Raw genomic sequence first — 24,726 nt, 5'->3', positions numbered from 1 at the left:
ACCGGTCAGATCGCCGATTCGTCCAGATCGCCGGTGCGGATGCGTACCACGCGCTCGACGGGGGTGATGAAGATCTTGCCGTCACCGATCTTGCCGGTGCGCGCCACGTTGACAATGGCATCCACGCAGCGGTCCAGGTCCTCGGTCTTGACGACCACTTCCACCTTCACCTTGGGCAGAAAGTCCACCACGTACTCGGCGCCACGGTACAGCTCGGTATGGCCCTTCTGGCGGCCAAAACCCTTGACCTCGGTGACCGTCAGGCCCGTAACGCCGCAATCGGCCAGGGCCTCGCGCACTTCTTCGAGCTTGAAGGGCTTGATGACCGCAGTGATCATTTTCATGGTGGGAACTCCTCAGGGATAGTGAAAAAACAGGGGTGGCGCGCCCGGCAAAAAAGCTCAGGCGCGGAACTGGCTGGTGATGGGATAACGCCAGTCCTTGCCAAAACTGCGTCGCGTCACACGGATGCCCACCGGGGCCTGGCGGCGCTTGTACTCGTTGATCTTGATCAGGCGCGTGACCTTCTCCACATCAGCACGCTGAAAGCCAGCCGCAATGATGTGCTCGATGGGCTCGTCGTTTTCCATGTAGCGCTCCACGATGGCGTCCAGCACATCGTAGTCGGGCAGGCTGTCCTGGTCCTTCTGGTCGGGGCGCAGCTCGGCACTGGGCGGGCGCGTGATGATGCGCTCGGGAATGGGGTTGACACCCGTGCCATAGGGGTCGTGGGCATTGCGCCAGCGCGCCAGGGCAAACACCTGGGTCTTGGCCACGTCCTTGATGGGCGCAAAGCCGCCCGCCATGTCGCCGTAGAGCGTGCAATAGCCCGTCGCCAGCTCACTCTTGTTGCCCGTGGTCAACACCACGGCGCCGAACTTGTTGGACAACGCCATCAGCAGCGTGCCACGGATGCGGGCCTGCAGGTTTTCCTCGGTGGTGTCCTCGGCGCGGCCCGCGAAATGCGGTGCCAGCGCGGCCTTGAAGGTCTCGAACTGCGGCGCGATGGCGATCTCGTCGTACTGCACGCCCAGGCGCTGCGCCATCTCGCGCGCGTCGATCCAGCTGATGTCGGCCGTGTAGGGCGAGGGCATCATCACCGTGCGCACCTTGTCCGCACCCAGCGCATCCACCGCAATGGCCAGCACCAGCGCCGAATCAATGCCGCCCGACAGCCCCAGCAGCACGCCCGGAAAGCCGTTTTTGCGCACGTAGTCGCGCACACCCAGCACCAGCGCGTCCCACAGCTCGGCCTCGGGGCTTTGCTCGGGGGCCATGTTCGCTATTATTTGGATAGCTGCTTGCGCAGTATCCACCTGCGCAAAAACCAATTTTTCCTCAAAAGCCGGTGCCCGGGCGCAGACGGTGCCATCCGCACCCAACGCAAAAGAGCGCCCCTCGAACACCACCTCATCCTGCCCGCCCACCAGGTGGGCATAGACCAGGGGCAGCCCCGTCTCCTGCACCCTGGCGCGCATGGTGGCCTCGCGCTCGGCCCCCTTGCCGCGGTGGAAGGGCGAAGCGTTGATGACCGCCAGCATCTGCGCACCGGCAGCCGCGCAGTCACGCGCCGGGCCCGCGTGCCAGGCGTCCTCGCAGATGAGCAGGCCCACACGCAGGCCCTGCACCTCGAACACACAGGGGCTGTGGCCGGGGACGAAGTAGCGGCGCTCGTCGAACACCTGGTAGTTGGGCAGCTCGCGCTTGGCGTAGGTCTGCTCGATCTGGCCGTTGCGCAGCACGCTGGCGGCGTTCAGGCAGGTGCTGAATGCGGGCGCCTGCGGGTGGCAGCGCTGCGGATGCCCCAGCACGATGACCAGGTCTTTCAGGCCCGCCGTCTCCCGCGCCACGGCTTTGACGGCATCATCACAGGCCGAAAGAAAGGCGGGGCGCAAGAACAGGTCTTCGGCGGCATAGCCGCACAGCGCCAGCTCGGGCGTGAGCAACAGGCGCGCGCCTGCGGCGTGGGCCTCGTGCGCTGCGGCAACGATACGGCGCACGTTGCCGGGCAAGTCACCCACCACAAAATTGAGCTGTGCAATGCAAAGGGAGAACGTCATGGAATGCCAGGCGGCCCACGGGGCCGCACCCTTCAAACGCCAGGCCGCGCCCGTGCCAGACACGGGGCATGGGGGCAGACATGGCTGAAACGGGCATTATCACCCGCATGCACCCCTCGGTGCAGGACATCGCCGAGCAAGCCTGGAACACGCTGCTGGACCAGCAGCCGCACCCCACGCCCTTCATGCGCCACGCCTACCTGGCCGCCCAGGAGGCCAGCGGCAGCGCCACAGCCGCCACCGGCTGGAGCGCGCGCTACCTCACCCAATGGCGCGGCCCTGCGCTGGTGGCCGCCTGCCCGGTGTACCTCAAGGCACATTCCTGGGGCGAATACATTTTTGACTGGGCCTGGGCCCGCGCCCATGCCGAGCACGGCCTGCCCTACTACCCCAAGGCCGTGGTGGCAGTGCCCTTCACGCCCGTGCCGGGTACCCGGCTGATGGCCTGCGACCCGGCACAGCGCCTCGCCCTGGCCCAGGCCCTGCGCGACTGGAGCGAGAGCGAAGGCCTGTCGTCCCTGCACGTGCTGTGGTGCGCCGCCGAAGACCTGGAGGCCTGCACCCAGGCCGGGCTGATGCAGCGCGACAACGTGCAGTTCCACTGGAGCCACGCGGGCGAGGCCGACTTCGACGGCTTTCTGGCCCGACTCACCCAGGACAAGCGCAAGAAGATCCGCCAGGAACGCAGGCGCGTGGCCGAAGCCGGGGTGCGGTTCCATTGGGCGCGTGGCGCCGACATCACGCCGCAGGACTGGGACTTCTTCTACCACTGCTACGAACGCACCTACCTGGAACACGGCAACCCACCCTACCTCACCCCGGATTTCTTCCAGCGCCTGGCTCACCATGAACCCGAACCCTGGGTGCTGTTCACCGCCGAGCGTGCCGGCGAACCCATTGCTACCAGTTTGATAGCTACTGGCGCACAACCTACAAGCGCTGCAGGCCAAAATGGCATGGAAACAGTGGCCTACGGGCGCTACTGGGGTGCCACCCAGCGGGTGGACTGCCTGCACTTTGACGCCTGCTACTACCAGCCGCTGCAGTGGTGCATGGCCCACGGCGTGCAGCGCTTTGAAGGCGGCGCCCAAGGCGAACACAAGATGGCCCGCGCGCTGCTGCCGGTGCGCACGCACAGCGCCCACTGGCTGGCGCACCCTGCCTTTGCCGATGCGGTGGATCGCTTTCTGGCGCAGGAACGCCTGGGCGTGGACCGGTACCTGCAGGAGCTGTGGCGCCACAGCCCGCTCAAAAACTGAAGCCTGGCGTTCAGGCCGTCACCGGCATGGTCAGCGGCCCGGCTTGCAGCAGCGCGCCAAAGTCCCGTGCCGCCATGGGGCGCCCGAACAGATAGCCCTGCACCTCCATGCAACCGTGGTCCTGCAAAAAGGCCAGCTGCTCCGCCGTCTCCACCCCTTCGGCGATGGTGCGCATGTCCATGCCCTGGGCCATGGAAATGATGGCACTGACGATGCCGCGGTCGTCCGGATCGTCGGCAATGTCGCGCACAAAGGACTGGTCGATCTTGAGCTTGTACACCTTGAATTTCTTGAGGTGGTTGAGCGAGGAGTAACCCGTGCCGAAATCGTCGATGGACAGCAGCACACCCTGCTGGTGCAGGCGGTCCATGGTGTCGATGGCCAGGGCCGGGTCGGTCATGGCCACGCCTTCGGTCAGCTCCAGCTCCAAGCAATGCGGGGGCAGACCGGCATCCTGCAGGATCTGGCCGATGCGCTGCGGAAAGTCGGCCTGGCGGAACTGGACCAGCGACACGTTGACCGCCATGGTCAGCGCATACCCCTGGTCCATCCATTCGCGCAACTGGCGCGTGGCGGTTTGCAGCACCCAGTCGCCCATGGGCAGGATCATGCCGCTGGACTCGGCCACCGGGATGAACTCGGCCGGCGACACGCGGCCCAGCTCCGGGTGCTCCCAGCGCAGCAAGGCTTCGGCCCCCACGATGGCGCCGCTGGCCACGCAGACCTGAGGCTGGTAGTGCAGGTAGAGCTGGTTGCGCTCCAACGCACGGCGCAGGGCGTTTTCCAGCAGCAGACTGCGGTCCGAATCGGCCTGCATCTCCGCCGTGAAAAAGCGGTAATGGTTGCGCCCGCCCTGCTTGGCGATGTACATCGCCGCATCGGCGCAGCGCGACAGCGTGTCAAAGTCCTTGCCGTCCTGCGGATACATGGCAATGCCCATGCTGGGAGTGATGACCAGTTCATGGGCGTCGATGTCAAACGGTTGATCGGCCGCGCGCAAGAGCTTTTCGGCCACGTGGGCCGCACCCACGGCGTCGGTATCGGGCAGCACCAGGATGAACTCGTCCCCACCCAGGCGCGCGATGGTGTCCTGCTCGCGCAGCAGGCTGGAAAGACGCTGGGCCACGGCGCACAGCAGCGCATCGCCCACCCGGTGACCCAGCGCATCGTTGATGTTCTTGAAATGGTCCAGGTCCAGAAACAGCAACGCCACACATTGCCCATGGCGCTGCGCGGCGCCCAGCGCCTGCTGGCACCGGTCCGCCAGCAGGCTGCGGTTGGGCAGCCCGGTCAGGGCATCGAAATGGGCCAACTGGAGCACCTTTTCCTCGGCCAACTTGTTGTCGGTCACATCGCGCGAGATGACCACAAAGCGCGGCCCCTCGCCCGTGGCTGAGGCCTTGCGCGCCACCGAAAGCTCAAACCAGCGCTCGCCAATGTCCAAAGGCAGGCAGATCTGTGCTCCCATAGACCAACCCTTCACATGGGCCTCTTGCAAGGCCTGCAACACCCGGTCGGCCTGGGCCTGGGGCATCACATCGTGCACGGTGCGGCCCAACAGTTCCTTGCTCGGCCGAGCCAACAGCTCTTCACGCGGAGAATGGGTGCTGTAGTAGCGGCCATCCAGGTCCACCTCGAACATCAGATCGGGGATGGCACTGATGGTCGCCTGCAGGTGGCGCTGCGCCGCCAGGATTTCGCTGGTGCGCTGCGCGACCAGCGCCTCCAGCTCCAGATCCCGCAAGCGCATGGCGTACAGCAGCCAAGCCAGGTAAGCGAGCAAGGCACTGAACACGGTGCCCACCAGACCCTCCAGCATCAGGCCGCTGCGCTGTACCCATCCGCGTGTGGGCGCCAGGCTCAGGGTCCAGGCACCGTTGGGCAGCTCCAGGTCACGCCCCACAGGGTCGCGCAAGGCTTCGGGCTTCCAGGCCTCGATGCGCTGACGCTCGCCGGTTTCAGGATTTGTGCGCCACAGCTCGTAGGCATAGCCGCGATCGCGCAGCATCTCCAGCCGGGCCGATTCAAGGGCCTGCGGGAAGCGCAGCGTGACGTAGCTGAAACCCCAGAACACCTGGGTGTCGTCCCCCTGGCCCAAATAAATGGGCAAGCGCCCCACCACCCCCAGGCCACCCTGTGCCAGTTGCACCGGCCCCGCCAGCGTGAGCTTACCTGTATCACGAGCGCGGCGGGCTTCCTTGTTCTGGGCGACGTCTTCCAGTTGGTTGAAGCCGATGCTGTTCTCGTTGCCTGCACGGGGCACCACACAGCAGATGACGCCCCCTGGCGACAGCCAGATAGCGGCTATGCCGGGATAGAACGGCAGCATCTGCGTGGCCACCCCGTTGAAATCGTTCACGAAACCCCGGCCCTGGTGCACCAGCGCAGCAATGGCATAGGTAGCAGACAAGGCCCGTTCAATGCCCCGTTGCAACGACTGTGCGTGGTCTGCCGCCAGGTCGGCCGCCAGTGCGCGGCTTTTGGCTTCCTCCTGCTGCGCCGAATGGCGCAACCAGAACGAGACCATGACCAGTCCGCACGCAAACACCAGCAGCGCAAGCAGCCACTGACGTTGACGAACGGCAGAAACGGACATGGGTGGTTACGGATGGTGGCAACGGGTATGGGGCATTGTCACCATTTCCGGGAACTTGTGCATGTGTTGGCGAGCCCCTGCGCCCGCCTGTCAGCAGCATGCAACGACCCCAAACCCATGGCCAAGGTGCGGTCAAACCGGGCTGGATTTGCAGGAATTCAAAATGATGCATACGCTATGCATATTTAAATCGTCACTTAAAGACTATGCCCGCGCCAACCGAAACCGCAGCCCCCCGCCGACCGCAGGACGCGGCCCTGCAGCAGGCCCTGAACACGCCGTACCCGCACGGCTTCTCCACCGACATCGAATCCGACAGCCTGCCGCCGGGACTGGACGAAGACACCATCCGCGCCATCTCGCGCAAGAAGCGTGAGCCCGCCTTTCTGCTGCAGTGGCGCCTGGCGGCCTTCGAGCGCTGGCGCAGCATGGAGCCACCGGACTGGGCGCACCTGCGCATGGCGCCAGTGGACTTCCAGGCGCTGTCGTACTACTCGGCGCCCAAGTCGCTCAAGAACGCGCCCAAGAGCCTGGACGAGGTGGACCCCCAGCTGCTCGAAACCTACGAAAAGCTGGGCGTACCCCTGCACGAACGCGCACGCCTGGCCGGTGTGGCGGTGGATGCGGTGTTCGATTCGGTGTCCGTGGGCACCACCTTCCGCGAGCAGCTCGCCGAGGTGGGTGTGATCTTCTGCTCGTTCTCGCACGCGGTGGAACACCACCCGGCGCTGATCGAGCGCTACCTGGGCAGCGTGGTGCCGGTGGGCGACAACTTCTACGCTGCGCTGAACTCTGCGGTGTTCTCGGATGGCTCCTTTGTCTATATCCCCAAGGGGGTGAAATGCCCGATGGAGCTGTCCTCGTACTTCCGCATCAACGCGCGCAACACCGGGCAGTTCGAGCGCACGCTCATCATTGCCGAGGAAGGCAGCTCGGTCAGCTACCTCGAAGGCTGCACCGCACCGCAGCGTGACGAGCACCAGCTGCACGCCGCCGTGGTGGAGCTGGTGGCGCACGACGATGCATTCATCAAGTACTCCACCGTGCAGAACTGGTACCCCGGCGACGCCCAAGGGCGCGGTGGCATCTACAACTTCGTCACCAAGCGCGGCCTGGCCGCCGGCAAGAGCTCGCGCATCGCCTGGACGCAGATCGAAACCGGCTCGGCCATCACCTGGAAGTACCCCAGCGTGGTGCTGCAGGGCGACGACTCCAGCGGCGAATTCCACTCCATCGCCGTGTCCAACCACTTCCAGCAGGCAGACACCGGCACCAAGATGATCCACCTGGGCCAACGCACCAAGAGCCGCATCGTCTCCAAGGGCATCAGCGCCGGGCACGCACAGCAAAGCTACCGCGGCCTGGTGCGCATGAACGCGGGGGCGGCACAGGCGCGCAACCACACGCAATGCGACTCACTGCTCATCGGACCGGACTGCGGCGCGCACACCTTCCCCTACATCGACAGCGCGCGCGGCGACGCCGTGGTGGAGCACGAAGCCACGACCACGCGCATCTCCGAGGAGCGGCTGTTCTATTGCCAGCAACGCGGCATCGACCCCCAGGAGGCCACGGCACTCATCGTGGGCGGCTTTTGCCAGGCCGTGCTGGAAGAACTGCCCATGGAATTTGCCCTGGAAGCCAAGGCGCTACTGGCCGTGTCACTGGAAGGCGCGGTGGGCTGACGCCACAGATATACAAGCAAAAACTGGCTCCAGCGCTTATCCAGAAAGCGCGAGCAGCTATCAAAATCATAGAAAGGACATCCCCATGACCCCCTCCACCCCCCTGCTGCAGGTGCGCGACCTGCGCGTCGATGTGGGCGAACGCACGGTGCTGCGCTCGGTGCACCTGGATGTGGCCGCCGGTTCGCTGGTGGTGCTGATGGGCGCCAACGGCAGCGGCAAGAGCACGCTGGGCATGGCGCTGGCCGGGCACCCGGCCTACCGCGTGGCCAACGGCCAGGCATTGCTGGGAGGCACCGACCTGCTCGGCTTGAGCGCGCATGAGCGCGCGCGCCAGGGTCTGTTCGTCTCGTTCCAGGCGCCGCCCGACGTGCCCGGCGTAAAGAACAACCTCTTTATCCGCACCGCGCTCAACGCCCAGCGCCAGGCCCAGGGTCAGGCGCCCCAGGACGCGTTCGACTTTCTGGCCGACGCCCGCGAAAGCGCCAAACGTCTGGGCCTGCCCGAATCCCTGCTGGGCCGCCCCGTCAATGAAGGCTTCTCGGGCGGCGAGCGCAAGCGCAACGAACTGCTGCAACTGGCCCTGCTGCGCCCGCGCCTGGCGCTGCTCGACGAAATCGACTCCGGCTTGGACGTGGACGGCGTGCGCGCCGTGCTGGCCCTGGTGCAGCACCTGCGCGCACAGGGCACGGCCTTCATCGTGGTCTCGCACTACCTGCAACTCATCGAGCAATTGCAGCCCGATGCCGTGCTGCGCCTGGACCAGGGCTGCATCGCCCAAAGCGGCGGCCTGGAGCTGGCGCGCGAGATTGCCCGCTCCGGCTTTGGCCCCAAGGCAACCGCGCCCTCAACCGCGCCCACCGCAGCGGCGCACACCGTGGAGGCCTGAGCCATGGACACCGCCCTTGCCGACCGCCTGGCCGCACGCCACCACCTGCACAGCCAGGGTTGGATTGCGCGGCGCAGCGAACATTTCCGCCATCTGCCACCGCCCGCGCTGGAGGCCTGGATCGGCCCCGAGCCCGACGCCCCGGCGTGCGAGGCACCTGCCCTGTCCGGCGCAGGCTGGCTGCTGCAGCCCGTGGGGCCAGCGGCCACCGCCGGGGTGGATGCGCGCTGGCTGGACGCACTCGACCCCGCCCAGCGCAACGCCCTGTTTGCCAACCTGCCCGGCCCCGGTGATGGCGAGGCCGCACCCTTTGCCTGGGCGCACCGCGCGCTGTGTCGCCAGGGCCTGCGCCTGCGCATCCACACACCGCCCGGCAAGGCCGCCGCCGACTGCGACACCGTCTGGTTGCACCTGCACCACCAGCCGCGCGACACCGTGGAAGCACCGCTCTTGGTGCTGGCGTTGGAGCCCGGCGTGCGCTGCGTGCTCATCGAAACCCACGACCGTGCGCCGAGCGCCTGCGCACACCCGCTGGTGCAGAACCTGCACACCCACATCCACCTGGCCGAAGGCGCCCAACTGCAACACCTGCGCCTGGCCCTGCCCCAAGCGCAAGATCGCATGGCCCAGCATGTGCACGCCCGCCTGGCGCAGGGCGCACGCTATCAGCAGGCGCTGGTGGCCACCGGTGCCGCCTACCACCTGCAGCGCACCATGGTGCAACTGCAAGGCGCCAACGCCCAGGCCCGCAGCGCCGCCCTGCTGCTGCCCGCTGGCCAGGTGCTGGAGCAGCAAGTACACACCCGGCTGGATGCGGCCCACACCGCCGCCCACACCGAGGTACTGGCCCTGGCCGCAGACCACGAGCGCGTGGTGGCCAACGCACACAGCCGCATTGCCCCCGGCGCCCATGAAGCCCAGGTGCGCCAGCGCCTGAGTGGCGTGGCATTGAACGGCCAGCCGCGCATGGTGCTGCGCCCGCACCTGGAAATCCTGCACGACCAGGTGCAGGCCGCCCATGGCGCCACCTGGGGTCGCCTGCCCGAAGACGCGCTGTTCTATGCCCTGCAGCGCGGGCTGGACGAAGCGCAAGCCCGCGCCCTCCTCACCGAAGGCATGGCCCGCGCCGTGCTGGAGCGTGCGTTCGATGACGACCCCGGCGCCCAGGCCCTGGCCCAGTGGCTGGACAGCGGCGTGCTGGCGCAGGCCCTGGCACGCCAACTGCAAGCGGAGGTGCCCCATGCGGCTTGAATCCCCCACCACACTGGCGCCCCCGCCCACGCTGGCCCCCGGCTCGGCAGCGTTGCGCGCGCAGTTCCCGTTGTTGCAGCAGGCCATCCACGGCGCGCCGCTGGCCTATCTGGACAACGCCGCCACCACCGCCATGCCGCTGGAGGTGATGGATGCGCTACAGGCCTTTGAAACCCGGCACCGCGCCAACATCCACCGTGGCGTGCATTCTTTAAGCCAATACGCCACCGACGATTACGAGGCCGCACGTGCCACGTTGCACCGGTTTGTCGGCGCCAGTGCCGAGCACGAGCTGGTCTTTACCAGCGGCACCACCGAGTCGCTGAACCTGGTGGCGCAGGGCCTATGGGCTGGTGGGCCAGACCAGGCCTGGCTGCGCGCGGGCGACGAAATCATCGTCAGCGGCCTGGAGCACCACGCCAACCTGCTGCCCTGGCAACAGACTGCGCGCCAAAGCGGCGCCGTGCTGCGCATCCTGCGCCCCGACGCGCAGGGCCGCCTGCACGTGGCCGACCTGCAGGCGCTGCTCTCGCCGCGCACCCGGGTGCTGGCTCTCACGGCCAGCGCCAATGCCACCGGCGAGCGTCCACCGTTTGAAGATTTATTGCGCATGGCCGCGCAGGCCGGGGCGCTCACCGTGCTCGACGCCGCCCAGGCCGCCGCGTACGCCATGCCTGCGCTGGCCCACATTGACTGCGACTTCCTGGCCTTTTCCGGCCACAAGATGCACGGCCCCATGGGCATTGGCGTGCTGGTGGGGCGGCGCAGCGCGCTGGAGCGCCTGGAACCCCTGCGCCTGGGCGGCGACATGGTGGCCCAGGTCCGCTGGGACGGTGCCGACTATGCCGAACTGCCCGCCCGCCTCGAAGGCGGCACACCCAACGTGGCGGGCGCCGTGGGCCTGGCCGCTGCGGCGCGCTTTATCGAGCTGGTGGGGCGCGACGCCATCGCCGCGCACGTGCACGCGCTGCGCGCGCAGGCCGTGCAAGGCCTGGCGCGCATCCCCGGTGTGCGCGTGCTGGCTGCGCACGCCACACAGTCGGCCCTGGTGTCCTTTGTGGCCGAACAGGGGCACCCGCACGACATCGGCACCCTGCTGGATGCACGCGGCATTGCCGTGCGCACCGGCCACCATTGCGCCCAACCGCTGATGGACCACCTGGGCCTGGGGCCAAGCACGCGCGCCTCGTTTGCCGCCTACAACACGAGCGACGAGGTGGAGCGCCTGGTCGCCGCCGTGGCGCACGCCGTGGAGGTTTTGCGATGAACACCGAAAACGACCTGTACCAGGAACTTGTGCTGGAGCACAAGCGCACGCCGCGCAACTTTGGCCACCTCCCCCACCCCACGCACCAGGCCCAGGGCACCAACCCGCAGTGTGGCGACCAGGTGGCGGTGGAGCTGCAAGTGCAGGACGGCCGCGTGCAGGACATCCGCTTCAGCGGTCAGGGCTGCGCCATCTGCATGGCATCCAGCTCCATGATGACCGAGGCCGTCAAGGGCCGCGATCTGGCCAGTGCCCAGCAACTGCAACAGCACTTTCGCGCCGTGCTCACCGGCACGCAGGAGCCCGATGACGCCGCGCTGGGCAAGCTGGTCAGCCTGGCGGGCGTGCGCCGCTACCCCAGCCGCATCAAATGCGCCCTGCTGGGCTGGCACGCACTGATGCACGCCATTGCCGACCAGGCCGACAAAGCCGAGGGCACCATCCCCGCAGACGCGGCGCCAGCGGAGCAGCAGCCATGAACCGCAGACCCCGCGAAGACGTGCTGGTGCGCCGCACCGTGATGGTGGAAGCCATCCCCAGTGGCGCGCCCATCGAACTGCAGGCCGGGCAACTGGCGCAGATCACCCAGGCCCTGGGCGGCTCATTCACGCTGCTGGTGGAGGGCCAGCTCACGCGCCTCAAGGGCGTGGATGCCGACGCCATCGGCAAGACCCCGCCCCAAACCGCACCCGTGCCCGCTGAGGTGCACGACGGCGACGTGGAGCCCCTGGTGTGGGACGCACTGCGCACCTGCTACGACCCGGAGATTCCGGTCAATATCGTGGACCTGGGGCTGGTGTACCGCTGTGCGCTGGAACCGCTGGAAGACAGCGACAAGCTGCGCGTGGTGATCGACATGACTCTCACCGCGCCCGGTTGCGGCATGGGCGAGGCGATTGCCGATGAGGTGTGCGACAAGGTGCTGGCCCTGCCGCGCGTGGGCGAGATCACGGTGAACATGGTGTTCACCCCGCCCTGGGACCGCTCCATGATGTCCGAGGCAGCGCAACTGGCGCTCGGACTGTGATGCGCCCCCCCGACGCTGCGGCACGTCGGGGGTGTAGAAACCATCAACCGCAGCAGGCACCACCGGAGCAGCAGGAGTCCTCGGACTCCGCCTTGCTGCGCGCCGTTTCCAGCTTGCTGATCTGCACACGCCACAGGTCCGGACCCGATTGCAGGTAGGCCCACTGGAACTGGCCCGGAGCGCGCGATTCGAGCTGCAGGCGCAGCGGAACGGGGTCGTGGTCGTTCACGATCTGCAGCGCTTCGCCAGCGCGCAGAGCGTCAAGACGGCCAAAGATCTGCAGGTGGCGTTCCTGCGGAACGATGGTGCGCACGTCGATTTCGGACACAGAACTGGAACCCATGGTGAGACCTTTCAAAGTGGAATGGAGAGAAGGGATAGAAGAAGAAAAGACAGGGCATCGGAGGCTGTTCAGCCGTCCTTGCCATCCAGCCGGGTGCGCATGAGCCAGGGGGTATAGACCACCAGATAGAGCGCAAAGGCCACAGCCCACAGACCCGCTGCCACCGCCAGCGCCTGGGTGTACAGGGCGGGCGCCACGGCAGGCACCAGCACGCGCAACACGGCGGCCAGCATGACAAAGGCATAGGCCAGCACCTCGGGGCGCGCCACCTGCAACGGCCGCCCGGTGTGGCCGCGCGCGGTGCGCGTGACCATGCCGATGATGAGCCCGCCGGTCACGCCCACGCCAAACGCATGCACCGCCAGCGAATAGCTCACCCAGCCCACCTGCGCCAGCGCCAGCAGCACAAAGCCGATGGGCAGCCAGGCATAGGCAGCGTGCAGAATCCACAGGATGGGGCGCTTGAACGTGACCCAGGGATGCCACATCCACAGCCGCACGGCGTGCAGCACGGCGGCCACGGCGCAGGCCACCAGGGTGACCGGCCCCGGCGGTGCAAACACCCACAGGGCCAGCGCCAGTGCGGTGACGGCCAGCAGCGCCAGTTCAAACTTGCGCGGGATGTTGATGACCAGGCCCGGCGTCACGTTCTTGGTGAACATGGGCACCACGCGGCCTGCCATCACGCACTCGACCATGACGATCAGTGCCAGCCCGGCATACAACGCGGCCACGGGCGGCACATCGATGGCACCCAGGGCCGACAGGTGGAACACCAGGTTGGCTGTCGCCATGAGCACCAGCAGGGAAATGAGCGGAATGTTGCGCTTGTTGCCTGCCTTGATCAGCACACGCAGCAAAATCAGCGCCACCGCCGGCAGCAAGGCCATGTCCAGTGCGGCATACACCGGGTACGGCGCCACCACGGCCGCGACACGCGCTGCCAGCCAGACAAAGGCCAGCGTGCCCAGCAAGGCGCCGCGCGGCGTGGGCAGGCCGGTCCAGGCTTTCACGGCTGTGAGCAAAAAACCCACAATGACCCCGGCCGCAAAGCCAAAGAGCATTTCATGCGCGTGCCACAGCAGCGGCGAAATCTCCAGCTTGAGCTCGGCGTGACCGAGAAACAGGGCAATCCACACCGGCACCGAAAGGCAGGCCAGCAGGGCCGCGCCCAGGTAGAAAGGCCTGAACCCCAGCCGCAGCAGCGGCCACCCTTGCAGCGCCGCAGCCGCGGCGGGCGGCTGGTCTTTTTCTGTGATGGTGATGAGCGGGGGTAGAGGCGGTGTCATGGGCTTGCAGCGCCGTGCCTTCCTAAAAGTGCACAGCAAATGGATCAATAAGATTCATTTTACATGAATCTTAAATCACCACCAAACAGCCTATGCCCTAACAGCCCTACCGTCTGTGCGCCTTCAGAAGGATTCCCAGTCGTCCTCGCCCCCCGCTTTGGCGGGCTTGGCCGCGGCTGGCTTGGGTGGCACAGGTGGACTCAGGCTGGGCGCCGCCTTGGCGGCGGCTGGACGAGGCGGGGCCACCTTGGCCTGCACCGGCCTGGATGCCGGAGCGGGCACCGGGCGCGGCGCTGGTGCGGGGGCTGGCGCAGGTGAAGCGCTGCGTGCGGCAGCGGCTGGCATGGCGCTGCCCTGGGCCAGGCGGAACACCGCCACGGCCTCGACCAGCTCGCGCGCCTGGCCGCTGAGGCTGCCCGCCGCCGCCGCCATCTGCTCCACCAGCGCGGCGTTCTGCTGTGTGGCCTGGTCCATTTGCGTGACCGCTTCGCCCACTTGCGATACGCCCGCGCTTTGTTCGCTGCTGGCGGCGCTGATCTCTCCCATGATGTCGGTCACACGCCGGATGGCGTTGACCACTTCGGTCATGGTTTCTCCGGCCTTCTCTGCCTGGATGTTGCCTTGCTCCACGCGCTCCACGCTGGCGCTGATCAGGCTCTTGATTTCCTTGGCCGCTTCGGCGCTGCGTCCGGCCAGGCTGCGCACTTCGCTGGCCACCACGGCAAAGCCTCGGCCTTGCTCGCCTGCGCGGGCGGCTTCCACGGCAGCGTTCAGCGCCAGGATGTTGGTCTGGAAGGCGATGCCGTCGATCACGCCGATGATGTCGGCGATCTTGTTGCTGGCGGTGCTGATGCCTTTCATGGTCTCCACCACCTGGGACACCACTTCGCCGCCCTGCACCGCCACGGTGGAGGCGTTCATGGCCATCTGGTTGGCCTGGCGGGCGTTGTCGGCGTTGGCCTTGACGGTGGAGTTCAGTTCCTCCATCGAGGCCGATGTTTCTTCCAGCGCGCTGGCCTGGCTTTCGGTGCGGGCCGAGAGGTCGTGGTTGCCTTGCGCGATCTCGGCGCTGGCGGTGGAGACATGTTCGGAACCCTGGCGCACACGCAGCACGACGCCGGCCAGGCTGTCGCGCATGGCCTGGATGCTGTGCAACACGCTGCTGCCCGAAGCCGAGGTGGGAATGTCCACAGTCAGATCGCCCTGCGCGATCTGGTGCGTGATGTGGTTGAGCAGCGCGGGCTCCCCACCCAGCTGTTGAAGGATGCTGCGTGAAATCAGCCAGCCCACCAGCACCAGCAACAAGGCCAACACCAGGGCCTGTACCCCCGCCTCTGCCAGGCGCCGAATGAAGGTGGCCTGCACGGTATCCACATAGACGCCTGAGCCCACAATCCAGCCCCAGGGAGCGAATCCCTTGACGTAGGACGCCTTTTCCACGGGGGCGTCGCTCCCCGGCTTGGGCCACATGTAGTCCACGTAGCCTGCGCCGCCCTTCTTCACCGTGTTGACGAACTCCACAAACAAATGCTTGCCCGTCGGATCCTTGTTCGCACTCAAATCCTGGCCTTGCAGTTCGGGACGGATCGGGTGCATGACCATGCGCGGTTGCATGTCATTGATCCAGAAATACTCTGCCCCGCTGTAGCGCAAGGGTCGGATGGCTTCCATGGCACGCTTCTTGGCCTCTTCCTCGGGCATGTCTCCCTTGGCCGCCAGGCCGTGGAAATGCACCAGGATGCCATGCGCGGTCTCCACCGCCTGGCGAACGCTGTCCTGGCGCTCGCGCAGGAGCATGGCCCGCTCCGACGTCATGAGCACGCTGACCAGCAGCGCCATGGCGGCCACGGCAAACCCCACCAACACCACCAAGCGCCGCGACACGCTGAGTTTGAACAAAAAGTCCATGGTCAACCTCCTGAACCAAAGGGCACCGACCAGTTGCGCAACCAGCCAACCACCCATGCATTACCACCAAACGGCATGACCTCACACCGCAGCACGCTACGCTTTTTGATGCACCTGGGCAACACCCGCCACATTGTGGTGAGGATCCGTACCTTGTGAGTTTGGAGTGCGGCGTCCAGATAGATTGCGTCTGATTGTGAAAAAATGCAACAGCCGCATACCAACGCCGAGCTGCCCGAACCCCACCCCACGATGCCATTCCCGTTCCGAAAAGCGCCAGCCCCAACAGATACCTTGCCCCCACCCGGGTTGCACCTCTTGGCCATGGAATTTCGCGCTCCCTGGGAGTTTGGCGCTGTGCTGCCCGCATGGCCCCTGCTGCAGAACGCGCCGCTGGGGGACGGTCACGCCATCATCGTGTTCCCCGGTCTCACGGCCGGCGATGCTTCCACCCTGCCCTTGCGCCGCTACCTGGAGTCGCGCAATTACCACGCCTACGGCTGGGGCCAGGGCTTGAACATGGGCCCACGCCACGGCGTGCTGGAAACAGCCAAGCGCAAGCTCGACGAAGCCTGCCAGCGCAGCGGTGCACGCGTGAGCCTGGTGGGCTGGAGCCTGGGCGGTGTGTACGCCCGCGAACTGGCCAAGGAAATGCCCGACCGTGTGCGCTGCGTGGTCACGCTGGGCACCCCCTTTGCGGGCGAACACACTTCGACCAACGCCTGGCGCATCTACCAATGGGTCAGTGGGCGCGATCCAAAGCGCGAGACAGAGCACTATGACCTGCCGGTCGCACCACCCGTGCCCACCACCAGCATCTACTCGCGCAGCGACGGAGTCGTGGCCTGGCGCGGCAGCATCCAGGCACCCGCACCCCACAACCCGCACACGGAAAACATTGAGGTGGTGGCCAGCCATTTCGGCCTGGGCCTGAACCCCAGCGCCTGGTGGGCCGTGGCCGACCGCCTGAGCCAGAACCCCGTGACCGGGGCCTGGCGCCCTTTCGAGCGCCCGCGTGTGCCCGGCCTGCAGTGGCTATACCCCGACCCACAGCGTGGCAAGCCGGGCTAATTTGCTATTATTTTTGTAGCTAATAGCGCTTTATGGACGGGCGTAAAGCCCCAAATCACTAAAAGCTTTCCCAATCCCCGTCGTCCTGCCCCGATTTGGCGGGCCGTGCCTGCGCCACCGCGGGTGCGCTGGGTTTGGGCAACACCGCGCTGGGCTTGGCCGCGGGTGGGCGGACCTGCTTGGCTGCACTGGGCGATGGCGCCGACACGGTGGGTGCAGACACTGGGCGTGCCGGGGGCTTGGGCGGTGCTGCCACGGTGTCCTGCTGCACCAGGCGGAACTGCGCCACGGCCTGCACCAGCTCGCGCGCCTGGCCGCTAAGGCTGCCCGCCGCCGCTGCCATCTGCTCCACCAGCGCGGCGTTCTGCTGTGTGGCCTGGTCCATCTGCGTGACCGCTTCGCCCACTTGCGACACGCCCGCGCTTTGTTCGCTGCTGGCGGCGCTGATCTCTCCCATGATGTCGGTCACACGCCGGATGGCGTTGACCACTTCGGTCATGGTTTCTCCCGCCTTCTCTGCCTGGATGTTGCCTTGCTCCACGCGCTCCACGCTGGCGCTGATCAGGCTCTTGATTTCCTTGGCCGCTTCGGCGCTGCGCCCGGCCAGGCTGCGCACTTCGCTGGCCACCACGGCAAAGCCTCGGCCTTGCTCGCCTGCGCGGGCGGCTTCCACGGCAGCGTTCAGCGCCAGGATGTTGGTCTGGAAGGCGATGCCGTCGATCACGCCGATGATGTCGGCGATCTTGTTGCTGGCGGTGCTGATGCCTTTCATGGTCTCCACCACCTGGGACACCACTTCGCCGCCCTGCACCGCCACGGTGGAGGCGTTCATGGCCATCTGGTTGGCCTGGCGGGCGTTGTCGGCGTTCTGGCGCACCGTCGAGCCCAGCTCTTCCATCGATGCCGCCGTTTCCTCCAGCGCGCTGGCCTGGCTTTCCGTGCGCGAGGACAGGTCGTGGTTGCCCTGCGCTATCTCCGCGCTGGCGGTGGAAACGCCCTCGGCATAGCCGCGCACCCCAGAGACCACACGCGCCAGGTTGTCGCGCATCTGCAGCAGGGCCTGGAGCAACTGGCCCATCTCGTCACGCCCTCCGGCGGGGATATGCACCGTGAGATTGCCTTCGGAAATGGCACGCGCCACGGCCACCGCCTCATGCGCTGGACGCGATACGGCACGCGCAATGGTCACCCCAAGCACCACAGCCAGCAATACGCAAGCCAGCAAGGCCACGCCCACCCACAGGCGCGCATTGTCAAAAATGCCGCGCATGCCACCCGTGGCGACACGCACGTCCTCTGCATGGGCCTGCTGCATGCGGCCCACCATCGCTTCCATGGCCACAAAGGCCGCCTCGGATTCGCCAGCGTACATCTGGCGCAGCATGTCGCCCGACAACTCCAGTGCCTCAGCGCTGCTGTAGTCCACCCCCTTGGCAATGTCGGCCAGGTCGGCGTGCAGCTTGAGGTACTGCGTCTTGCGCTGCTCGTACTGCTGGAACTGGCTGCGTGCGCTCTCGTTCAGCAGCGTGGCGTATTGCGCTTCCACGGCCTTGAGCTCGCCCAGCCGGGCCTGCACCTGATCCACCGCCGCCTGCATGTCCTCTTGGCGCGTGGCGGTGACGATGCCCGCCTCCGAGCGCCGCATGCGATTGAGCAGCACCCGCACCTCCCCCGCCTGCGATACGCTGGGCAGCAGCCGGGTGGCCATGTCATCCGCCCCTGCATGGATGCGCGCAAGCTGCACCAACGACACGGCCCCCAGCACCGCCGCCAACACCACCACCAGTACGAATGCCAACCCGAGCTTTGCGCCAATGCGCCAATCGGAAAACCGCATCTCCCACCCCCTATGCAATTTGTAACAAATCTGATTGCTTTGAGTCTAGACAGCGGCGCAGACCGTGCGCAAGCGGGCATTCCAGCAAAAAAGGCATGCCCGCGTTGCCACGGGCATGCCTTCAGGGGGAGGTGTCAGCGGTCTGTCAGTTCACGCCGGCCTGCGACTTCTCAAAGTTGGCCACGCCGTCCACGATTTCCTGGTGGGCGGCTTCCACGCCTTCCCAGCCCAGCACCTTGACCCACTTGCCTTCTTCCAGATCCTTGTAGTGCTCGAAGAAGTGGCTGATGGCCTTCAGGCGCATGGGGTTCACGTCCGCCACGGTCTTCCAGGGTTCGTACATCTTCAGAATCTTGGTGGTGGGCACGGCCAGCACCTTGCCGTCGATGCCGGCTTCGTCTTCCATCTTCAGGATGCCCAGGGCACGGCAGGGCACCACCACGCCAGGGTGCAGCGGGTACGGGGTGATCACCAGCACATCCACCGGGTCGCCATCGCCCGACAGGGTGCGGGGCACGTAGCCGTAGTTGCACGGGTAGTACATGGCCGTGGTCAGGAAACGGTCCACGAAGACGGCGCCCGACTCCTTGTCCACTTCGTACTTGATGGGATCGGATTCGGCCGGAATCTCGATGACCACGTTGAAGGTTTCAGGAAGGTTCTTGCCAGGGGTGACGCTGTTGAGAGACATGGTGTCGTTCGCGTTGTTGATGATTGTTAAGGATTCACGTCGGGATTAACCCTCATTTTACCGGCGCCCCCCTTTCTCGACGCTTGCATGTCATTTTTTCGGGGTAAATTGGCCGAGTTGGCCAATCGTCTCCAGGCATGGAGCACGAGGAAGCAACGCAGCGGGGACATGACCGGTGCGTTGTGTCTCCTAACGTGCGATTCAACACCCTGGAGAAAAGAATGGCTGGAAACACAGCGCTGACTTCCCCTCTGATACTGGCCCTCGTTTGCGGGCTGGTTGCCGTGGCCTATGGCTTCTGGGCCCGCGGCTGGATTCTCTCGAAGGACGCGGGCAACGCCCGCATGCAGGAAATCGCAGCCGCCATCCAGGCGGGCGCGGCCGCCTACCTGGCGCGGCAGTACAAGACCATCGGCATCGTCGGCGTGGTGCTGGCCATCCTCATCGGTCTCTTCCTCGACGGCAAGACTGCCATCGGCTTCGTCATCGGCGCGGTCCTTTCGGGCGCCTGCGGCTTCATCGGCATGAATGTGTCCGTGCGTGCGAACGTGCGCACCGCGCAGGCTGCCACCCAAGGCATCGGCCCCGCGCTGGACGTGGCCTTCCGCGGCGGCGCCATCACCGGCATGCTGGTGGTGGGCTTGGGCCTGCTGGGCGTGACCGGCTTCTACTGGTTCCTGGTGGGCAGCAATCCGGTGGCCGACAAGACCCTCGCCGGCCTGCTCAACCCGCTGATCGGTTTTGCCTTCGGCTCCTCGCTGATCTCCATCTTCGCGCGGCTGGGCGGCGGCATCTTCACCAAGGGCGCCGACGTGGGCGCCGACCTGGTGGGCAAGGTCGAAGCCGGCATCCCCGAGGATGACCCGCGCAACCCCGCCGTGATCGCCGACAACGTGGGCGACAACGTGGGCGACTGCGCCGGCATGGCCGCCGACCTGTTCGAGACCTACGCCGTGACCCTGATCGCCACCATGGTGCTGGGCGCCCTGCTGGTGGCCGCCGCGCCGCTCAACGCCGTGCTCTACCCGCTGGCGCTGGGTGCCGTGTCCATTGTGGCCTCCATCATCGGCTGCTTCTTCGTCAAGGCTTCGCCCGGCATGAAGAATGTGATGCCCGCGCTCTACAAGGGCCTGGCCATCGCCGGTGTGCTCTCGCTCGTCGCGTTCTATTTCGTCACGACTTGGATCATCCCCGACAATGCCCTGGGCGGCAGCGGCGCGCAGATGAAACTGTTTGGCGCCTGCACCACCGGCCTGGTGCTGACGGCCGCGCTGGTCTGGATCACCGAGTTCTACACCGGCACGCAGTATTCGCCCGTGCGCCACATCGCCCAGGCCTCCACCACCGGCCACGGCACCAACATCATCGCGGGTCTGGGCGTGTCCATGCGCTCCACGGCCTGGCCGGTGATCTTCGTCTGCATCGCCATCCTGGTGGCCTACCAGCTCGCGGGGCTGTACGGCATCGCCGTGGCGGCCATGTCCATGCTGAGCATGGCGGGCATCGTGGTGGCCCTGGATGCCTACGGCCCCATCACCGACAACGCCGGCGGCATTGCCGAAATGAGCGAGCTGCCCAGCAGCGTGCGCGACATCACCGACCCGCTGGACGCCGTGGGCAACACCACCAAGGCCGTGACCAAGGGCTACGCGATCGGTTCTGCCGGTCTGGCCGCGCTGGTGCTGTTTGCCGACTACACGCACAAGCTCGAAAGCTATGGCCGCGCGGTCAGCTTCGACCTGAGCGACCCCATGGTCATCATCGGCCTGTTCATCGGCGGCCTGATCCCCTACCTGTTCGGTGCCATGGCCATGGAAGCCGTGGGCCGTGCTGCCGGCAGCGTGGTGGTGGAAGTGCGCCGCCAGTTCAGCGAGATCAAGGGCATCATGGAAGGCACGGCCAAGCCCGAATACGGCAAGGCCGTGGACATGCTGACCACCGCGGCCATCAAGGAAATGGTCATCCCCAGCCTGCTGCCCGTGGTGGTGCCGATCGTGGTCGGCCTGCTGCTGGGCCCCAAGGCCCTGGGTGGCCTGCTGATGGGCACCATCGTGACCGGCCTGTTCGTCGCCATCAGCATGTGCACCGGCGGCGGCGCCTGGGACAACGCCAAGAAGTACATCGAAGACGGCCACCACGGCGGCAAGGGCTCCGAGGCGCACAAGGCCGCCGTGACCGGCGACACCGTGGGCGACCCCTACAAGGACACCGCCGGACCGGCCGTCAACCCGCTGATCAAGATCATCAACATCGTGGCGCTGCTCATCGTGCCGCTGGTGGTGAAGTTCCACGCGGGCTGAGCCAGCCATCCCACCGGAGCGGGGCCGCGGGCCCTGCCCGCACCACCACAAGGGGCACATGCCCCTTGTGATTTTTTGGGATTCCTGTGCACCCAAGGACGGGGAATAATGCCCCCTGACCTGGGGGCCCTTGCCGCCTTCACCCCACCCGCCATCCGCAGTGAGAGGAAACCGCTTGCGAGACCACGCTCCGACCGTGACAGGAACCGACGCCCAGGTGTTTGAGCACACCGTACGGCACACCCTGGACCAGAGCCACCGACTGCTGGAAAGGGTGCTCGAAAGCACCCGACTGGCGCTGCAGTCGCTGGAAGACCGTTCGCGCACACCCGGCGAACGCCACGGCCTGCTCGAAGCACGCCAGCAGCTCTCGCGACTGTGCTTCACCATGGCCGAGCGCTACCCCGGCGCATTGCGCCAGACCATGGCCCAGGACACGCTGGACCGGCACAAGCACACGCGCTCCCTGTTCACGGTGCATTTCGACGAACTGGAGCTGATGGACGAACACCAGATCCACGAAAGCGTGGAGCGCGCCCGTGCCCGCGAGGTGCTGGCCGAAGCCGTCGATGCCACGCTGGCAGAGTTCAACGGTCTGGCCTGCGCCGCGCAAGGCCTGCCCAACGTCAACCCCGAAAGCAACCCACTGCGGCCCGAAATGTTCCTGCAGGCCCTGCAGACCGTGGTGGGCCAGATGCAGGTGACCGATACCGTGCGCCGCGACTGGATGGGCCCCATGGCGCAGGCGCTGGGGGCAGAGCTGCGCACCCTGTACGCCGATCTCACAGCGCAACTACAGCAGGCCGGCATCAAGCCCATCGGCTATGCCATGCGCCAGGCCGACGGCCGCTATGCCTACACCCTGGCGAGCGGCCCGCAAGGCCATTCCCCAGGCTTTGCCAATGAGCCCGCCCATGCGGTGGTCGTGCCCACCGCGCCGGCCATGCAGCCTGCGGCGGCAACCACCGCCGATGCCGCCGCACCGGCCCATGCCCAGCAGGAAGCCCTGCTCACGCTGGAACGCCTGCGCCACCTGCTGCTGGGTGACCTGGGCGGTGCGCCCACAGGCAACCGGGTGACGGACTTTGCCGCACACTTTGCCCGCACCTTTGATGGGCAGCACGACGAAGCCGACACCCTGCCACCCACCGATTTCGAACCCACCGTGCCCGCCGCCTTCGAGGCCCTGCAGGAGATGAACCAGGTGGGCCGTCTCATGGAGCGCCTGGAAAGCCCGCGCACCCCCATGCAGCCCTCTGCGGCGGCCAGCGGTGGCTTGGGCCAGGCACTGAGCCAGGAGGTGGTGGCGCTCATGGTGGACAACATCGCGCAGGACCCGCGCCTGCTGCCGCCCGTGCAACAGGTGGTGCGGGCCCTGGAGCCCGCCCTCATGCAACTGGCCGTGGCCGACCCGCGCTTCTTCAGCGACCGCGACCACCCTGCGCGCAGGCTACTGCAGGAAATCACCGACCGCAGCCTGGGCTTTGACAACGTGCAAGCCCCCGGCTTCGAGAGCTTTCTGCTGGCACTGCACGACAACGCCCTGCCCCTGGCACAGACCACCATCCAGAGTCGTGACGACTTCGAGCCCGTGCTGGAACAGCTCCAGCAGCGCTGGTCCGAAAGCGAGGCCCAGCGCGAGCAGGAGCGCAAGCGTGCCATCGAGTCGCTGTGGCGGGCCGAGCAACGCCACCTGCTGGCGTCGCGGCTGGCCCGGCAGATCCGGCACCTGCCCGAATTCGGCCTGGTGCCCGCAGAGATCGGTGCCTTCCTGCAGGGCCCCTGGTCCCAGGTACTGGCCCAGGCCAGGCTGAACAACGACAGTGGCCAGGCCGACCCTGGCCGCTACCGCGAGTTTGTCGATGCCCTGCTCTGGAGCGCGCAGCCCGAGGAAACGCGCAAGAACCCCGCCAGGCTGGCCCGCCTGGTGCCCAAGCTGCTGGCCCGCCTGCGCGAAGGGCTGGCCACCATCGGCTACCCGGCCACGGAGCTGGGCCCCTTCATGGACACCTTGATGCGCCTGCACCAGTTGGCCTTCCAGGGCACGGCCACCCCGGCCACGGGCCAGGCGGCGCAGGCGCCCATGCCAACTTCTACGGCAGCCACTGCCACCCAACCCAGCACCCCGCGCCTGGACGCCCCAGCCGACGACGAACCCTGGCTTGCCCCGGCCGAAGCCAAGGAGTCGGGGTTCATGGAATCCTTCGGCGCCAGCGGCCAGCCACTGGAAGCACCGGACACCGGGGCCGCGCCCGGCAGCACGCCCGACATGGCCGTGGGCACCTGGGTGGATCTGCGCGTGGACGGCCATTGGGAACGCACCCAGCTCACCTGGGTGGGCCCGCACGGCACGCTGTTCCTGTTCACCAGCGCCAGCGGGCGTTCCCAGTCCATGACACGGCGCCTGCGCGACCGGCTCATGGCCCAGGGCGCGCTGCGCGTGGTGTCGGAGCAGACCGTGGTGGGCGAAGCGCTGGACGCCGTGGCCCGCGCCGCCATGCGCAACAGCGTGGATACGCGGTATTAGGGTGCAACCCCCTAAGGCGCTTCGCGCCTTCCCCCCGCTCTCGCATTGCTGCGCAATGCGGGCAGGGGGACGCTCCCGGCGCGGCGGGGCGGCCCTTGCGCGGGAGCCCTGGCCAAAGTCAGCACGCTGGACGCAGCGTGAATATGGCACGGCCAGTGCGCTCTGCTGCGAACGCGGGCAACCGCATGTACGGAAGCTTCGAATTTGAGGGCGCGGGTGTTGATCGTTGCGAGTGCCGCGTTCGCAGAATGAGCGCTGATACGGATCAGGGCACACCACCAGCTGCGGTGTATTCAGGGGCGTTTTCCAGGCGGCCCGCAGCCTCGATCAACACGCAGGCCTTGCCGCTGCGGCGGCACTGGTCCTGCACGCGCCAGAAGTTGCCATGGCCCAGGCAGCCCGTCTGGCACAGCACCAGATCGGCGGCAACGGCCTGTGGATCGCGCTCCAAGGCCAAGCGGGCGACCAAGCGTTCGTGGTCTTCACGCGCATAGGCCAGCGCCGTTTCGCGCACCACCAGCGCGCCCCGCAAGCGCACCACCTGCGCGTGCAGACGATCAATTTCGGCCTGCTGCCCCGCCATCACACGGGTGCAGCGTTCCTGAACCTCGCCATAGGCACGGCATACGGCAAGATGCTCGTCTGAAGGGTCGTAGGCGGCTGCGGTCTGCATGGCATTGGGATTCATCACAGACAGTATAAATGCGAATTGATCGCATTTGAAGT

General features: G+C 66.7%; 19 protein-coding genes. 10 read left to right on the top strand and 9 right to left on the bottom strand.

Features of this window, described 5'->3' with window-relative positions; translation table 11 throughout:
• Positions 1 to 5 precede the first annotated feature (5 nt).
• Together GWK50_RS07820 and GWK50_RS07815 are read right to left on the bottom strand one after the other, a co-directional pair.
• Positions 6 to 344, bottom strand: coding sequence for a P-II family nitrogen regulator (locus tag GWK50_RS07820; protein WP_162015985.1), 339 nt, complete (start codon positions 342 to 344; stop codon positions 6 to 8).
• Between the two features lie 57 nt (positions 345 to 401).
• Entirely contained in the window at positions 402 to 2,060 is a 1,659-nt protein-coding gene (locus GWK50_RS07815) for an NAD+ synthase (RefSeq protein ID WP_162015984.1), read from the bottom strand.
• A gap of 80 nt (positions 2,061 to 2,140) precedes the next feature.
• Here GWK50_RS07815 and GWK50_RS07810 point away from each other — a divergent pair, with 80 nt between their 5' ends.
• The gene (locus tag GWK50_RS07810) at positions 2,141 to 3,319 is read left to right on the top strand and encodes a GNAT family N-acetyltransferase (protein ID WP_162015983.1); all 1,179 of its coding nucleotides are present in this window, start codon (positions 2,141 to 2,143) and stop codon (positions 3,317 to 3,319) included.
• A gap of 10 nt (positions 3,320 to 3,329) precedes the next feature.
• On the opposite strand, the gene GWK50_RS07805 is transcribed toward GWK50_RS07810, so the two are convergent.
• On the bottom strand, positions 3,330 to 5,915 hold the full coding sequence (locus GWK50_RS07805; RefSeq protein WP_162015982.1) for an EAL domain-containing protein: 2,586 nt from the start codon (positions 5,913 to 5,915) through the stop codon (positions 3,330 to 3,332).
• A 206-nt stretch (positions 5,916 to 6,121) separates the two neighbouring features.
• Between GWK50_RS07805 and sufB the strand changes: the two genes are divergently transcribed.
• From sufB to sufT, 6 genes are all read left to right on the top strand, one after another.
• Complete coding sequence (gene sufB, locus GWK50_RS07800) at positions 6,122 to 7,600, top strand: Fe-S cluster assembly protein SufB (RefSeq protein WP_162015981.1); 1,479 nt, start codon at positions 6,122 to 6,124, stop codon at positions 7,598 to 7,600.
• An 85-nt stretch (positions 7,601 to 7,685) separates the two neighbouring features.
• A complete protein-coding gene (sufC, locus tag GWK50_RS07795; RefSeq protein ID WP_162015980.1) occupies positions 7,686 to 8,489 on the top strand; it encodes a Fe-S cluster assembly ATPase SufC in 804 nt (267 codons plus the stop codon).
• 3 nt (positions 8,490 to 8,492) lie between these two features.
• Positions 8,493 to 9,740, top strand: a complete 1,248-nt coding sequence (locus GWK50_RS07790; protein ID WP_162015979.1) for a SufD family Fe-S cluster assembly protein — start codon at positions 8,493 to 8,495, stop codon at positions 9,738 to 9,740.
• The gene (locus GWK50_RS07785; protein ID WP_162015978.1) at positions 9,730 to 11,007 is read left to right on the top strand and encodes a SufS family cysteine desulfurase; all 1,278 of its coding nucleotides are present in this window, start codon (positions 9,730 to 9,732) and stop codon (positions 11,005 to 11,007) included. The genes GWK50_RS07790 and GWK50_RS07785 overlap by 11 nt, the downstream gene beginning before the upstream one ends.
• Entirely contained in the window at positions 11,004 to 11,486 is a 483-nt protein-coding gene (gene sufU, locus GWK50_RS07780; protein WP_162015977.1) for a Fe-S cluster assembly sulfur transfer protein SufU, read from the top strand. Before GWK50_RS07785 ends, sufU begins: the two co-directional genes overlap by 4 nt.
• Positions 11,483 to 12,034, top strand: a complete 552-nt coding sequence (gene sufT / locus GWK50_RS07775; RefSeq protein WP_162015976.1) for a putative Fe-S cluster assembly protein SufT — start codon at positions 11,483 to 11,485, stop codon at positions 12,032 to 12,034. Before sufU ends, sufT begins: the two co-directional genes overlap by 4 nt.
• Before the next feature lie 43 nt (positions 12,035 to 12,077).
• Here sufT and GWK50_RS07770 read toward each other — a convergent pair whose 3' ends face one another.
• The 3 genes from GWK50_RS07770 to GWK50_RS07760 all read right to left on the bottom strand — a co-directional run bounded on the left by GWK50_RS07770 (position 12,078) and on the right by GWK50_RS07760 (position 15,574).
• Positions 12,078 to 12,377 carry a DUF2249 domain-containing protein gene (locus tag GWK50_RS07770; protein ID WP_162015975.1) on the bottom strand — a complete coding sequence of 100 codons (300 nt, stop codon included), beginning with the start codon at positions 12,375 to 12,377 and terminating at the stop codon, positions 12,078 to 12,080.
• A gap of 68 nt (positions 12,378 to 12,445) precedes the next feature.
• Entirely contained in the window at positions 12,446 to 13,666 is a 1,221-nt protein-coding gene (locus GWK50_RS07765) for an NnrS family protein (RefSeq protein ID WP_162015974.1), read from the bottom strand.
• A gap of 123 nt (positions 13,667 to 13,789) precedes the next feature.
• Positions 13,790 to 15,574 carry a methyl-accepting chemotaxis protein gene (locus tag GWK50_RS07760; protein WP_162015973.1) on the bottom strand — a complete coding sequence of 595 codons (1,785 nt, stop codon included), beginning with the start codon at positions 15,572 to 15,574 and terminating at the stop codon, positions 13,790 to 13,792.
• Between the two features lie 252 nt (positions 15,575 to 15,826).
• On the opposite strand from GWK50_RS07760, the gene GWK50_RS07755 reads away from it, so the two are divergent.
• A complete protein-coding gene (locus tag GWK50_RS07755) occupies positions 15,827 to 16,645 on the top strand; it encodes an alpha/beta fold hydrolase (RefSeq protein WP_162018051.1) in 819 nt (272 codons plus the stop codon).
• Between the two features lie 58 nt (positions 16,646 to 16,703).
• Here the strand turns inward: GWK50_RS07755 and GWK50_RS07750 are convergent, their stop codons facing one another.
• Positions 16,704 to 18,482: a methyl-accepting chemotaxis protein gene (locus tag GWK50_RS07750; RefSeq protein WP_162015972.1), complete on the bottom strand. Its 1,779-nt coding sequence runs from the start codon at positions 18,480 to 18,482 to the stop codon at positions 16,704 to 16,706.
• Between the two features lie 145 nt (positions 18,483 to 18,627).
• Positions 18,628 to 19,173: an inorganic diphosphatase gene (gene ppa, locus GWK50_RS07745; RefSeq protein ID WP_162015971.1), complete on the bottom strand. Its 546-nt coding sequence runs from the start codon at positions 19,171 to 19,173 to the stop codon at positions 18,628 to 18,630.
• A gap of 221 nt (positions 19,174 to 19,394) precedes the next feature.
• On the opposite strand from ppa, the gene GWK50_RS07740 reads away from it, so the two are divergent.
• A complete protein-coding gene (locus GWK50_RS07740) occupies positions 19,395 to 21,473 on the top strand; it encodes a sodium-translocating pyrophosphatase (protein ID WP_162015970.1) in 2,079 nt (692 codons plus the stop codon).
• Between the two features lie 196 nt (positions 21,474 to 21,669).
• Positions 21,670 to 24,000, top strand: a complete 2,331-nt coding sequence (locus tag GWK50_RS07735; protein WP_242455327.1) for a DUF1631 family protein — start codon at positions 21,670 to 21,672, stop codon at positions 23,998 to 24,000.
• Between the two features lie 265 nt (positions 24,001 to 24,265).
• Here GWK50_RS07735 and GWK50_RS07730 read toward each other — a convergent pair whose 3' ends face one another.
• The gene (locus GWK50_RS07730; RefSeq protein ID WP_242455326.1) at positions 24,266 to 24,688 is read right to left on the bottom strand and encodes a DUF2325 domain-containing protein; all 423 of its coding nucleotides are present in this window, start codon (positions 24,686 to 24,688) and stop codon (positions 24,266 to 24,268) included.
• Positions 24,689 to 24,726 lie beyond the last annotated feature (38 nt).

The organism is Acidovorax sp. 210-6, assembly GCF_010020825.1.
Lineage (GTDB): Bacteria > Pseudomonadota > Gammaproteobacteria > Burkholderiales > Burkholderiaceae_C > Simplicispira > Simplicispira sedimenti.
The sequence above is the reverse complement of the archived record's forward strand: the minus strand, read 5'-3'. Positions and strand labels throughout refer to the sequence as shown.